General features: G+C 61.7%; 11 protein-coding genes. 7 read left to right on the forward strand and 4 right to left on the reverse strand.

The window, feature by feature from the left end; genetic code table 11:
- Positions 1–51 precede the first annotated feature (51 nt).
- A complete protein-coding gene (locus GYH35_RS33345) occupies positions 52–447 on the reverse strand; it encodes a TfoX/Sxy family protein (protein ID WP_161830633.1) in 396 nt (131 codons plus the stop codon).
- 372 nt (positions 448–819) lie between these two features.
- On the opposite strand from GYH35_RS33345, the gene GYH35_RS33350 reads away from it, so the two are divergent.
- The 5 genes from GYH35_RS33350 (at position 820) to GYH35_RS33370 (ending at position 7,949) form a co-directional block, all read left to right on the forward strand.
- Positions 820–1,134 (forward strand): hypothetical protein, encoded by a 315-nt coding sequence (locus GYH35_RS33350; RefSeq protein ID WP_161816532.1) that lies wholly within the window; start codon positions 820–822, stop codon positions 1,132–1,134.
- A gap of 134 nt (positions 1,135–1,268) precedes the next feature.
- Positions 1,269–3,200: a TonB-dependent receptor domain-containing protein gene (locus GYH35_RS33355; RefSeq protein ID WP_202624971.1), complete on the forward strand. Its 1,932-nt coding sequence runs from the start codon at positions 1,269–1,271 to the stop codon at positions 3,198–3,200.
- Positions 3,200–7,144 carry a cobaltochelatase subunit CobN gene (locus GYH35_RS33360; RefSeq protein ID WP_161830634.1) on the forward strand — a complete coding sequence of 1,315 codons (3,945 nt, stop codon included), beginning with the start codon at positions 3,200–3,202 and terminating at the stop codon, positions 7,142–7,144. The genes GYH35_RS33355 and GYH35_RS33360 overlap by 1 nt, the downstream gene beginning before the upstream one ends.
- 17 nt (positions 7,145–7,161) lie before the next feature.
- A complete protein-coding gene (locus GYH35_RS33365) occupies positions 7,162–7,638 on the forward strand; it encodes a MotA/TolQ/ExbB proton channel family protein (RefSeq protein ID WP_161816530.1) in 477 nt (158 codons plus the stop codon).
- Positions 7,635–7,949, forward strand: a complete 315-nt coding sequence (locus GYH35_RS33370; RefSeq protein ID WP_161816529.1) for a DUF2149 domain-containing protein — start codon at positions 7,635–7,637, stop codon at positions 7,947–7,949. Before GYH35_RS33365 ends, GYH35_RS33370 begins: the two co-directional genes overlap by 4 nt.
- Here the strand turns inward: GYH35_RS33370 and GYH35_RS33375 are convergent.
- The 3 genes from GYH35_RS33375 to GYH35_RS33385 are packed head-to-tail and all read right to left on the reverse strand — an operon-like array spanning position 7,944 to position 11,117.
- Positions 7,944–8,681 (reverse strand): LytR/AlgR family response regulator transcription factor, encoded by a 738-nt coding sequence (locus GYH35_RS33375; protein WP_161816528.1) that lies wholly within the window; start codon positions 8,679–8,681, stop codon positions 7,944–7,946. The genes GYH35_RS33370 and GYH35_RS33375 overlap by 6 nt on opposite strands.
- A complete protein-coding gene (locus GYH35_RS33380; RefSeq protein ID WP_161816527.1) occupies positions 8,682–9,782 on the reverse strand; it encodes a sensor histidine kinase in 1,101 nt (366 codons plus the stop codon).
- Positions 9,783–9,809: 27 nt separating this feature from the next.
- On the reverse strand, positions 9,810–11,117 hold the full coding sequence (locus GYH35_RS33385) for a hypothetical protein (protein ID WP_161830635.1): 1,308 nt from the start codon (positions 11,115–11,117) through the stop codon (positions 9,810–9,812).
- A gap of 189 nt (positions 11,118–11,306) precedes the next feature.
- Here GYH35_RS33385 and GYH35_RS33390 point away from each other — a divergent pair, with 189 nt between their 5' ends.
- The gene (locus GYH35_RS33390; protein ID WP_161830636.1) at positions 11,307–13,403 is read left to right on the forward strand and encodes a marine proteobacterial sortase target protein; all 2,097 of its coding nucleotides are present in this window, start codon (positions 11,307–11,309) and stop codon (positions 13,401–13,403) included.
- On the forward strand, positions 13,400–13,969 hold the full coding sequence (locus tag GYH35_RS33395) for a class GN sortase (RefSeq protein ID WP_161830637.1): 570 nt from the start codon (positions 13,400–13,402) through the stop codon (positions 13,967–13,969). The genes GYH35_RS33390 and GYH35_RS33395 overlap by 4 nt, the downstream gene beginning before the upstream one ends.
- The last annotated feature ends 94 nt before the right edge of the window (positions 13,970–14,063 follow it).

Consider the following 14,063-nt stretch of genomic DNA (forward strand, 5'->3'; position numbering starts at 1 on the left):
GCAGCGACCGGCCGGTCCGCCTCGAAGCGCTTGTTGGCCACAACCACCCGTTCATGACTTATGTCCGCGGGACCTCGCTTCGACCGCCCGACGTACTTTCCTGTCTTGCTTCGCGCGCACCGCGGCGGTCTGTGCCAACTGCAACCAACGAGTCATCTCTTCAGGGTCGTCAAACACTTCAGGCGGCGCTTCAAAGTATCGGGCCGGAATCTGTTTGGTTTTCATTCTAAACACCAGCGGATTGAGACCTCTTGCTTCAAACTCGGGCTGCGTTGAATCATCCGTCTTCAGAAACAGCTTCTCATTTAGAATGATTGCCACGAAGTGTTCTGCCAGGTAGATGCCATAACCGCCAAACATGCGACGCGCGCGGACCTGACCAGCCGACGCCATCTGTTCGAGCACGAACTCAACGAATTCATCTTGCTTCGAAGTTCGCCCGGTCATTTTGCGGTCTTCCAGCCCCACTAAGTGTAGTGGCACTCGCCTGCGGGTTGTACATGACGTACTCCGGGTAAAGCACACAGAGGCTGCCTCGCCCAGCTCGATGATACTCCAGCTTGCGTAGAGCGAACCTCGATGCTCAGCATTCGGGAAGAGCGCTCCTCCCAATGCGAGATTCCTCGTCTGTTCTTGAATTGATTCGAGCCTCGACGCCAACTGATCGAGCTCACTCCTGGCTTAGCACGCTACTCATCAAAGCCGGGCCAGCGGGCGCAGATCAGCCAGCCCAGCATACAAACTTCCGCCGAGCCTCTTCCAAGCACAGCGCCCTGTGATATTGTGCGCTCGTTTCCGATCTCTGGTTCCTCTCCTGTCATGAGCCGCCCGCCTGCCCTGTCCGCTGTACGCCGGTTACAGCGCCGCTTCAGCTTCGTGCTGGCGGCTGCGCTGTGCCTGTGGATGCTGGCACTGGCGTCGCACTTTCATAATGGCGAGGACGATGCGCACCAGGCGACTCATGCGCTGTGTGCATTTTGCGTTTCGATCCCAAGCTCCGGCGCAGCACCCGTGGCGGTCGCATTCGTTGCCGCTCCTCAGCTGCACACTTACTTGCCGCCGGCTGAGATCGCCCCCACCGTCGTCGTGCGGGCGATCTCGCGTTATTACAGCCGCGGGCCGCCTCTCGTCTGATCCCCTGTCGTTCATTTTCCAAGTGACCTTCGTGCAGTTCTGAACTGCGCGACCGACCGCGGCTGCGCGTGACATTTCGTCGCCTGCAATAGCCGCTGCGCACGCGTGTTCGCGTGCTATTGGGGAGAAGTCTTGTGAATCACCGATTTTTCAGCGGTCGGCAGCGGCTGCTCGTTTCATCTGCATTGTTGGGTTCGATCGCCGCTCCAAACGTCTGGGCGCAAGCGGAGGAACAGATTCCGCAGGTCGTGGTAACGGCCTCGCTCATCGAACAGAAACTCGAGGACGCGCCCGCCTCGATCACTGTCATTGGCCATGAGGAGCTGAACAACCGACCCGTGCAGGATCTGGCCGATGCCTTGGTGGGCGCGGCTGGCGTGCACGTCGGTGGCGTGGGCCTGGGTCGGCGTGGCATCAGTATTCGTGGCATGTCCAACGAATACACGTTGACCATGATCGATGGACGGCGCATCAGCCAAACCGCCAGCGTGATCGGCCATTCCGAGGCGGACGTGGGCTGGATTCCCACCGAGGGCATCGAGCGCATCGAAGTGGTGCGCGGACCGATGTCGTCTTTGTATGGATCGGACGCACTCGGTGGCGTCATCAACATCATCACTCGTCCCGCGACGGATGAGTGGCGCGCCAGCATGACCAGTCGCGGCGAGTGGCGCGAAGACGGACGCGGCGGCGAGGTCTTGCAAACTGGCCTGTACGCCTCCGGCCCGCTCGTCAAAGACAAGCTCGGCATCGTTGCGTACGGCGAGTTCCGCGACCGTGAGCCAACCGTGAGCCCAACCGATGCTCGCCTTTCTGAAATGGAAGGCCGTGAGGTCCTCAACGGCAATCTGGCGTTCAACTGGACACCGGATGACGCGCAGCGGATCAGCTTGAACTATGGACAAGGCAGTGAGGAGCGCGAGCGCAATGCCCTCACCGGCCGCAACTACTATGTGACAACCGATTTGATCGACCGAGAGCAGTTCGCGCTGAGTCATATGGGAAGCTGGCAGTGGGGCGAGACGAGCGTGCGCGCCTACGGCACGAAGCTCGAGAAAACCAACCGTCGCTCCAGCGGCACGGCGGTGCGGCCGCAGATTCTCGAAGACCGAACCTACGATGCACGCACCACGTTGAATCTCGGCGCATCCAACCGGCTCAGCCTGGGCGGCGAATGGCGTGAGGAAGAGCTGTTCGACACTTCGATGAACAGCGAAGGTTACGACAGCGTGCGGCATCGGGCGGTGTTCGTGCAGGACGAGCTCGAGCTCGACCGGTGGCTGCTGGTGCTAGGCACTCGCTATGACGATCACGACATCTTCGGCGGTTACAACAGCCCTCGCGCGTATGCGGTGTATCACGCGACGGACCAGCTCACCTTCAAAGGCGGCGTCGGCCGAGGGTTCAAGGCGCCGAATTTGAAGGTGTTGTCGCCGGAATATTCCGTAACGACCAGCTCCTTCGTGGTCTTCGGCAATCCGAATCTCGAGCCAGAATTCAACACCAGCTACGAGCTCGGTGCGCACTATCGAGCCGATGGCTGGTCGCTGCAGGCGACGTTGTTTCAGAACGACGTGAAGGACCTGATTCAAAGCTACTGTGCGGCCGATTGCGATGCCTTACGAGTGTTGAACTACGAGAACGTCGATGAGGCGCGCATTCGAGGCATCGAGATTGCCACCTCCTTCGCACCGCTGCGCCAACTGGCGCTGGACCTGAACTACACATTCCTGAACGCCAAGGACCTCACGGCCGACCAACCACTGGCCGAGAAGCCCAAGCACGCCGCCAATCTCACGCTGAAGTGGCTCGCCACCGACAAGCTCAATGCGCAAGTCCGGGGCAACTACTATGGCAAACAGACGATGTATGCGAGCGAGGTGCGCTATGGCTTGCCCGACTACACGCTCTGGGGCGCCGATCTCAACTATCGGTTGACGCAACGTTTCAAGCTGCATCTGTCCGGCGACAATCTCACCGATGAGAGCCTCGCGGAGCTGTCGACTCGCTTCGACTATGTCGAAGTGGGCCGCTCATACTCGGCCGGATTCACGGGGAGCTTCTGATGTTCCGGAAGTTTCTCGTGCTGGTGTTTGCCGGCCTTGCAAGCACACTGGCGCACGCAAGTGCGCCAGTGGTCCGTGTGGTAGCGGATGAATCGGTGCTACAAGGACGCTTGGAGAAGCTGCGGGACCTTGGCGCAGCGGCAGGCGTTCGAGTCGAGTGGGCCTATCTCAACGCCTTTCCGGAACCGCCGCAGCAATGGATAGCCGCGGCGGACCTGTTGATCGTCGAGGCGCCACTGCAAAGCGCTCGACAGCGAATCGACGAACGCGTTGGCGATGTGCTGGCGCGCGCAAGCGCGCCTCGAGTGGAGGCCACCACGCGACGGGAGTCTTACAGCCATTTGCCCGAGCGTCAGGGACGCACCCTCATCGAGTACTACCGCAATGGCGGCGAGGCCAATCTACGAAACTTCTTCGCCTACTTCCGTGCCTGGCATGCCAAGGAGGATCCATCGAAGGTTGCGCCACCGATGGTCGTGCCGGTGAACGGCTACTACCACCCCGATGCGCCGCGGCTGTTCGCAACACTCGACGATTACATCGAGTGGGGAAAACAGCGCTGGAAACCGAGTGCGCCGCGCGTAGCGCTCGCCATCCACGCCTCTGCGTTCGCGACGCTACAAACGCAAGTCATCGATGCGGTGATTCGCCGCAGTGAGGCGCTTGGGCAAATGCCGCTGCCCTTCTGGTTCGATTCGGAGGATGCCGACGCGCTGAAGAAGGCGTTGCAGCCTGCCCGGGCCGATGTACTCATCAACATGCAGCACATGGGCAACGGCCGCGCACGCATGCGTGAGTTCGAGCAGCTCCGCATTCCAGTACTGCAAACGTTGAACTATCGCGACGGCAATATCGAGGAATGGAAGAAGGAAGCCAGCGGCGCGCCGTCGCGGCTGGTGGCGCCCTTCATCGCCGTTTACGAAACCTGGGGCATGAGCGATCCGCTGGTCATTGCCGCCGTCGATGACGGCGTGCTCGTGCCGATGCAGCCGCAGGTCGACGCGGTGCTGCGCAAGGCGTCGGCGCTCGCGAAGCTGCGCCATATGCGACCGGACAAAAAGCGCCTCGCACTGATGTTCTGGAATTATCCGCAGGGCGAGAAGAATTTCTCAGCGTCCAATTTGAACGTGCCGCGGAGCCTGGAATCACTCACCCGTGCATTGAACGAAGCCGGCTATGAGGTGCCGCCTGCGACCGAACAACAGATCATCGAGACTGGCCAGGCGCTGCTATCGGTGCTGTATCACCACGATCGCCTGGACGAGTTGCTCCAACGCGGACTCGCAGCCACCCTGCCGGTCAAAACATACAGCCAGTGGCTGGCAAGCACGTCGCCCTCGGTACGTTCGCAGATGCGCAAGCGTTGGGGCGATCCGCAAGATCACTGGGCAGTCCGCCAGATCGGTGGCGAGAAGCAGTTCGTGATTCCGCGCTGGCAACTCGGCAACCTGTTGCTCATGCCGCAGATGCCTCGCGGCGGCGCGCCCGGCGAGGGCTACCACGACGGCGCGCTGCCGCCCGATCATCTGTACATGGCCGCCTATTTATATGTGAGGGAATCGGGACCGCACGCGCTGATTCATTTCGGCACGCACGGCACGCAGGAGTGGCTGCCTGGAAAAGATCGCGGACTCTCCGTCGACGACTACCCCATGCTCGCCGTCGGCGACCTGCCCGTGTTCTACCCTTACATTCAAGACAACATCGGCGAAGCGTTGCAGGCGAAGCGTCGCGGGCGCGCAGTGATCGTAAGTCACCAGACGCCACCATTCGCGCCCTCAGGCTTGTACAAGGAGCTCGCCGAAGTTCATGCGCTCCTGCACGAATATATTCAGCTCGATCCTGGCGCGGTCCGCGATCGGACCGCGGAGAACATGCGTCGATTGATCGTCGAACATGGGCTGCACAAGGACATGGACTGGACCGAACAGGCCATGCGCGAGGACTTCGATGGCTTTCTGACAGCATTTCACGACCACTTGCATGGTCTCGCGCAGCGAAGCGTTCCACTGGGGTTACATACCCTTGGCAAATCGCCGAGCCCCGAGCACAGGCTCAGTACAGTGGTACAGCAACTCGGTGATGAGTTCGCGAACGCCGTAGCCGCCGCGCGGGCTCCAACCGTAGCGAATACAGTTCATCCGCCGGGCCATGTCATGGCCGGGGCAGCCGGCGCCGACTCAGGCGGCAACGAGTTCTTTACCGGCAACGCCTCCCAGCTTGCATCGACGCCGCCTTATCAACTCCTGCAGCGTCATCTTCGAGAACAGGCGCCACTTTCAGAAGCGAACGCATCGCTGCGACCCGTTGTCGAGCGCGCCGTCAAACTCGACCGCCACCTTGCCACGAATCATGAGCTGTCGGCGCTCCTCGATGGCCTGGCCGGATATTTCGTGCCGCCCGGTCCCGGCGGCGATCCGGTGCGTAACCCGGAGGTGCCCAACGGTCGCAATCTGTTCGGTTTCGAACCGGACAAATTGCCGACCCGTAGCGCGTTCGATGCCGCGGAGGCCGCGCTCAATGGTCTCGTCGCCGACTATCGCGCCAAGCACGGCGGCGCGAGTCCCACCAAGCTCGCTTTCAGCCTGTGGTCAGTGGAGGCCATGCGTCACATGGGCATCACGGAAAGTCAGGTGCTGCATGCGATGGGCCTGCGTCCACGCTGGGACGAAGGCGGCCGCGTGACGGCGCTGGATATCATCCCTGCGAGTGAGCTCGGCCGCCCACGCATCGATGCAGTGGTGCAGGTCACCGGCGCGTATCGCGATCAGTTCGAGAACTTCATGCGCCTGCTGGCGGACGCCACCGAACGATTGTCGAAGCTCGAGGAGCCCGGCAACGTCATCGCGAAGAACACGCAGGCCGCGATACTGAGCTTGAAGAAACAAGGTATGGACGCCGCTCAGGCCGAGCGCATGGCCGCCGTTCGTTTGTTTGGAAATCAGCCGGGCGACTACGGCGTCGGGCTGTCCGACGCCGTGCTCGATTCGACGGCGTGGGAAAACGATGCGCCGCTCGCCGAGCAGTATTTGGCCCGTCTGCAATACGCCTACGGCAGTAAAGACTGGGGCGTCAGCGCCGGTAAGGTGAACGTTTACGCCGAACAGCTCAAAGGCGTGCAAGCCGCGGTGCTGTCGCGTTCTTCCAATCTCTATGGCGTGCTCACCGGCGACGATCCGTTTCAATTCCTCGGCGGTTTGTCGCTCGCGGTCCGCCACCTCAACGGCGCAAGCCCCGAGCTTTACATCTCGGATCAACGCCGCTCCCAGGGCCGTATGGTTTCCGCTGCGAGCTTCCTCTCCGAGGAAATGCGCACGCGCTATCTGAATCCGCAATGGATCAAGCCCATGCAAGCCGAAGGCTACGCGGGCACGCTGGAAATCGTCGACACCTTCAATAACCTGTTCGGCTGGCAGGCCCTCGACCCCGCCACGGTGCGTGCCGATCAGTGGCAAGCCATGCACGACGTTTACGTCATGGACAGGCACCAGCTCGACATGCAGGAGTGGTTCGAGCAGAACAATCTCATGGCGCAGGCGCAGATCCTGGAGCGCATGCTCGAGGCCGTCCGCAAAGGTTACTGGGACGCCTCCGAGCAAACACGTCGAGAGATAGCCGAGCGCTGGCAGGAGCTGGCCGATCAAGGCGTGACAACCGGCGCCGCGACGACTCGCGAATTCGCGCAGCAGATGGCAGCGGGCTTCGGACTGCAACCGGGCAACACGACCCCGAACGCCTCCCCTTCTGCGCAAAGCGACGTGAACACCGCCGCTTCGGCTTCCGCGCAAACTGTCCGGGGTCAGGTGCTGAAAGAGGCGGTTCAGCAAACCCCGCCGGAACCCCTGTGGCGCGTGTGGCTTGCGCTGCTCGCACTGGTTGTTTGCTTTGCGAGCGGTGGCGTGCGGCAAGCCCGCCACTCTTCGCCCTTCGTAAAACCTGCTTGAACTGGGAATGACTCGAGATGAACGAAATCGAAAGTACCTTGTACGCCCTCAGCCGGCTGTTCATGACGCCGGTACTGCTGCTGATTCTCGTCGCGCTGGTGTATGCGTTCGTCGCACTTGGCGCGTTCGCCGTGGAAGCATGGCAACGCCGTCGCGGGCTTTATCGCTCGCCTTTAGGCGAATACCGCAGGCAAAGCGGCTTCGGCAGCGACGATCTGGAGCTTTGGATCATGAAGCGCCTGGAGTGGCTGCGTATCACTTCGCGCAGCGCTCCCATGCTGGGCCTGGTCGCCACGATGATTCCGATGGGACCGGCGTTGATCGCGCTCACGCGCAGTGATGCGCAGGGCGTCGGTGATAATCTGGTTGTCGCCTTTTCGGCCGTGATCCTCGCACTCGTTAGCGCCAGCATTACCTTCTTTATTCTCACGATCCGCCGTCGTTGGCTTCTGCAGGAGCTGCGCGAGATCGAGCGCGCGGGAGAAGCTGCATGAGCCGCTTCCTCGAACACGACGAGGCCGACGATCCCATCCTGTCGCTGGTCAACCTCATCGACCTGTTTCTGGTGGTCATCGGCATCCTGCTGATCGTGATCGTGCGCAACCCGCTCAATCCGTTTTCGAAAGAGAACGTCGTGGTGATCGAAAATCCGGGCCAGGCCGACCAGCGCATGCTGATCAAGCAAGGCGAGGAGCTGCGCCGCTACGAAGCCGGCGACGAGATCGGCGAAGGTGAAGGCGTGAAAGCCGGCATCACCTATCGGCTGTCGGACGGCAGGCTGATCTATGTACCGGAGGGCTCATGAACGCGCCGTGACGCTCGCGGCCATGCGATCCTGCAGCCGCTTGCGGAAGCGACGGCTCAGTCGCAATCGAACGCCGGACTGCAGGACTACTTCGTAGTCGCCGGCGTTCTGCAGCTCGAGGCCCTGGATGCGCTCGAGGTTCACGATGATCGAGCGGTGAATGCGGATGAAGCCGTCGCCCAGGTCGCCTTCGAGCTCGGACAAGGTCCGCCGCAGGATGTGTGTCTCACGGCCCACATGGACGCAAGCGTAGTAGCTGGCGGCTTCGATCCAGTCGATGTCCGAAACATTCAGGAACAGCAACTGGCCCGGAGATCTTACGACGAGCCGCCGGGTCGGTTGCTCGGCGGCACGGTGTGCGAGATTGCCTTTCGCGCGCTGTAAAGCACGATGGAAGCGAGCGTCGTCGAATGGCTTGAGCAGATAGTCGAGCGCGCCGACCTCGAAGGCCCGTAGCGCGTACTCGTCATATGCGGTCACGAAAATAATCGCAGGCGGCAATTCCGTGCCGAGCAGTTCGAGCACATCGAAGCCGCCGCATTCAGGCATCTGCACGTCGAGGAACACGAGGTGCGGTTGCCAGCGCCGGATGATTTCGATCGCTTCGGCCCCGGATCCGCATTCCAAGACGGATTCGATCTCGGGGTCATCGCGCAGCAAGACAGTCACATTGCGCCGAGCGAGCGGCTCATCATCGACTACGAGCACGCGTATCGGCGCGGCGAGCGTCATTCACGCGTCCTTCAGAGGCAGAGTGACGATGACTTCCACGCCGTCTGATCCGCTGGGCGACATCGCGAGGTCAGCAGCGGCGCCGTGCAGGATCTGCAGACGAGTACGCAGGTTGGCGAGCCCGACGCCGCCACTGCTTGTATCCCAATCTGTTCGAAAGATCGGGCCATCGTTGTAGACGCTCAGATACAGACTGCCGTTTCTGCGTTCGCCAGCAACGCGCACCGTACCTCCCGCCGCGCGCTGGCCAATGCCGTGCTTGATGGCGTTTTCCACCAGCGGCTGCAGTAGCAAGTTGGGAACGGAGACGTCGAACAGATGCGTCGGGATGTCCACACTCACCTGCAGACGTTCTCCGAAACGAACTTTCTGGATGTCCACATAGCGCTGCAAGTATTCCACTTCCTCGCCCAAGGTTACTTGCGGGCGATGCGAATCCTCCGAGGCTCGACGCAGGAACTCGCTGAGGCCGACGATCATGCTCACCGCGGCGTCGTTACGGCGATCGCGCACCAGAGCCGCGATGGAGTTGAGGGTATTGAACATGAAATGCGGCTCCATCTGACGGCGCAGCGCGGCCAACTGAGCTTTCGAAAGCTCCTCGTTGAGCCGCGCGGTCTCGGTCATCTGGCGCGCAATGTTCTCTCGCGAATCGATCAAGTATGTGATGGTGAGGACCAGCACGTACGCGATCAGGAATATCAGGATCTGGTACAGCAGCGCGATGCTCAAGGTGTCCCAGAAGGTCGGCGGCTTCCGATTGCCCCAGGGATTGAACAGCACTTGCAGCGTGGCGGACCAGGCTTCGACGACCACGCTGATAGCGAGGAAGGCCGCGAGGTGCACGACGACTGTGCGAAGCGTTGTGCCACGAATGATTGGATAACGCCGCGCCAGGCCGATGATCCATGGAGTCGCCAGCGCCCACGGCAGCCAGATGGCCAGTTCAGTGATGAACAGCGGCAGCCATGCGTGACGTCGCCCTTCGCCGAAACGCATGATGAGCACGGCCTGACTGGCCTCGAACAACCCGCCGACGAACCAGATCGCTGCGATCCAGCGCCAACGGATCGTGTGCGCGCCCCTGTCGCTGCCGTTCATGGCGTTCGCTGCTGATCGGCGCACCGATCACAGTACTTTGGCATTGACCTTCGTCTCGACCGCGTAGCCCTTGCGCCCCGTGATGACGGTTCCACCGCTGCCCCCAGTGGCCAGTGAGCCATCGGGCTGTCGCACCTGCGCAGCCGAGATGCTGCCACCCGACAGGCGACGCCGGCCGTTCGCGCCCTCTTCGTAGTATGCCAGGTGCACGTCGACCCAATCGTCGTCATACATCGTCGGCGTCGCTTCCGCGATCAGCCCCTGCGCGGCCTCAAACGTAAATGACTCTCCATTTCGCACGCTGCGCGTCACCGTGGTCGGCTCCCGGTTCACGGTGAGGCTCACTTCGATCTGCAACTGGGCGTCGATGAGCTTCGGCCTTTCTTCCGCCGCTTCCGGCTGCGCGGGAATGTTCGGATCCATGCCCGCGTCCGCACGCACGGCCTCGATGAAACGTCGCGTGGTGTCCTGCTCCTCCGCTTGATACTTGGAGAGCTCCGCCAGCTGCACGGGCGTCAGGAACGCCGCAGCCTTCTGCTCCAGCAGCGGGTTCTCGACCTGCCGCTTGCGCCAGGAATTCTCATTCGCGATGCGCGACTGCCGTTGCGTTTCGCGCTGCATGTCTTCGAGCGAGGTCTGCGGACCGAGAGGACGCCGGAACGCACGCCAGGATTCGATCGCAGCGAATGACATCCGGGACTGCTCGTGCTTGAGCGCGATCAGCCGATCTTCCTGATCCGGCCGCAGCTTGTGGGCCGGCGCAAGCCGGGCGGAAAGCCGGTTGACCCAACGGCGCTCGCCTTGGCTCAGCTCGAAATCCTGAAACCGCTCCAGCTTTTCGTCACCGAGCAGCTCGCGCAACGCGTTCATACGCTGCGTCGCCTCGTCCGCATATTGCTGCAGATCCGAGACGGTCGGCCGAGGCCGCACATGCATCTGCTCGAATTGCTCCATCTGCTGATCCGTCAGCAACTCGATCAGCTTCTGCTCCATGACTGGATCGAGCCCGACCAAGCGCCCCACACCGGCGTTCTGCGTCACCAGCGCAGCTCGTTGCTCGGCGCGAAATTCCGCTCGCTGTTCTGGATCACTGAGACGTTCCTTCAGCCGCCGCGAAAACTCATTCGCTTCGTCGCCGATAACGAAGAATCTGCTCTGCGTCTTCGCCCCTTGCTCGTCCAGCGCGGGCTCGCCAGTCGAGGCGCCCGGGTCTACCGCTCGAAACACATCCGAGTGTTGAACGATGGTTAACGGAGCATGAGTTGCTGTCGGCGGTGTCTGTGGAGATTCGGCGGCGATGGTGGGAATCGCCACCGAGCACAGGAGAAGGTTCATCCCTAATCGAGCGACGGAGTGCGTCATCGTCCAGATCCTCTGGCGGCCCGTGATGTGAGCTGGAGTATAGGCCCGGCCGACGAGCTGCCACAATTCGCCACAATCCATCGGCACTCCGGCACGCCCGATGCCTCATGACGACGCCTTTGACGGCTGTGATAACGGCCAGTCAAACAAGGGAGCGGCATCGTGCAGAGGAACAATAAGCAACGTCAGCCCCGATTTCGGGCGAAAGCGGAGCATTCGTTTGCAGCGCTCTTCTGCCTTTGGATCCTGCTGGCCGTCGCACCGATCACGCAAGCGCAGACCGTCGAGCAGGAGATCGGCAGCGGCTCGCTGACAGTGCGCGACGATCAAGGGCGCGCCATCGATGCACCGCGCATGGAGACCGCCGTGCGAATGAAGGTGTCCGGCATCGTGGCGCGTGTCGAAGTGTCGCAACGTTTTCACAACGAGAGCGATGCGTGGGTCGAAGGCGTGTACGCCTTTCCGCTGCCGGAGCACTCGGCTGTCGATACGCTGCGCATGAAAATCGGCGAACGCATCGTCGTCGGTGAGATCCGGGAGAAGGAACAGGCCCAGAAGATCTTCGAACAAGCGCGCCAACAGGGGCAGCGAGCCAGTGTCGTGCATCAGCAGCGGCCGAACCTGTTCCGCACAGCCGTTGCCAATATCGGCCCCGGCGAGACGATCGAAATCGTCATCGGTTATCTGCAGATCGTCGACCAGGATGCCGGTCGCTACAGTCTGCGCTTCCCCCTCACGATCACGCCGCGCTATATCCCCGGCGTCGATGTGAATACAGAGGCCCGGCTCACGAGCGAAACGCCCATCGCGGCGCTGACGCTCGCAGTTCCGGGCGATGACACGGCGACGCTCGGCGATCTGCAACCGCGGCTGGCGCATGCACATCCGCAGCGGCAGAGCGTGAGCATGGAGATCGACATCGACGCCGGCGCGCCGATGGAACACATCACCAGTCCTTATCACCCCATTCTCGTCGATGCGACGGAGCGTGGCGCACAGATCAAGCTGCGCAATCAGCAATCGCCGCCCGATCGCGATTTCGAGCTGAGCTGGGCGCCGGTGGTGAAGAGCGAGCCGGCCATCGCGTTGTTTCGCGAACCTACCGATCAGGGCGAGCACGTGCTGCTGATGTTCATGCCGCCCCAGGAGAGCAGGCCCATAAACACGCCCCGGGAAGTGATCTTTGTCATCGACACCTCCGGCTCGATGAGCGGCGAGTCCATCAACCAGGCGCGCGCCGCATTGATGAACGGCCTGCGCACGTTGCAGCCGGCCGATCGGTTCACAGTGATTCAGTTCAATTCGGTGCACGAGGCTTTGTTCGACGAACCCGTTTCCGCATCCGAAGAGAACCTTTCGCGAGCGCAACGCTACGTACGCAATCTACACGCAACCGGCGGCACTGAGATGTTGCCTGCACTGCTGACGGCGCTCTCGATGCCGGAGTCCAGAGAACATCTGCGCCAGGTCATCTTCATCACTGACGCTGCCGTGGGTAACGAAGACCAGCTCATGCTCGCGATTCGACAACAACTTGGGTCCGCACGACTGTTCACGGTTGGAATCGGGTCTGCACCCAACGGCCACTTTCTGCGCAACGCCGCGCGGACCGGTCGCGGAACATTCACTTATATCGGCTCGATCGACGAGGTCGAAAGCAAGATGACCGCGCTGCTGAACAAGCTGACGAGCCCCGTGCTCACTGACATCGAACTCAACTGGCCAGCTGGCGTAGTGCCGGAATATGCGCCCGCGAGCATCGGCGACTTGTACGCCGGGGAACCGATCGTCGTCACGGCTCGTCTGCAGTCTCCTGCGAAGGGAACGCTGAGCATCAGCGGCCGCACGAACGGCACTTGGACGCGGCAAATCTCGCTCAACGGCATGCAGCCGCGCACGGGTGTGGCATCGCTCTGGGCACGCAATCGTATTGGCGATCTGATGGACTCTCGTGCCAATGGCGCGACAGATGATTCGATCCGCGGGAGCGTGTTGCCGCTGGCCCTGCAGTACCAGCTCGTCTCGAATTACACGAGCCTCGTCGCCGTCGATCGCACGCCAGCGCGCCCTGACGGCGAGTCGCTGCATAGCCGACGCATTCCGAATACCAAACCGAATGGTCTCGATTGGCCAGCCGAGGGCGTCCCGTCCACCGCGACACCGGCGCAGTTGAACTTCGCAATAGGTGCATTGCTGCTGCTCGCCGCGCTCGGCTGGCAGTTGCGGGAGCGTCGTTTGCAGCGACGCCAGCCGCAATGAAACGAAACTGGACTCCGATAGCGATCGTTGCTGTCGCCGCTCTCGGCCTATGGCAGGTTGCCAGCGGCGCCTACATTCATGCGAAGGCATGGCTGGCTCAGGAACTGATCGCTTCGGCATGGACGCGCACGCTCGAAGGCGAACGTGAAGTGAAACCCTGGCCTTGGGCGGACACCTGGCCCATCGCACGCTTGCAGATGATCGACAAGGACGTCGATCTGTACGTGCTCGCCGATGCGTCGGGCCGCAGCCTTGCATTCGGTCCCGGCTACGTGAATGGGACTGCGGCAATCGGCGACGGCAACACGGTGCTGGCAGGGCATCGCGATACTCACTTTGCGTTTCTTCGGGATCTGCAACCGGGCGATGAATTCGCGATTCAAACCGCCGACGGCCGCGAGCGGCGCTTCCAGCTCAATGAGACTCACGTCATCGACTCGCGTCACCAACGCCTGCAGTTCGATGAAAATGTCGACGCCACCATCACGCTGCTGACCTGCTATCCCTTCGATGCCATCACTCCCGGCGGACCGCTCCGCTACGTCGCGGTTGCCGGGATCAAATAAGACATAATGACCAGAAGTTCTCGGCAACTGAGACGTCGATCACACAAAATCGCCTGCTCGAGCCCCCTCAGGAAACTTTTCTAGCCGCAGCTGC

Source organism: Steroidobacter agaridevorans, assembly GCF_009932555.1.
In the GTDB taxonomy this organism is placed as follows: Bacteria; Pseudomonadota; Gammaproteobacteria; order Steroidobacterales; family Steroidobacteraceae; genus Steroidobacter; species Steroidobacter agaridevorans.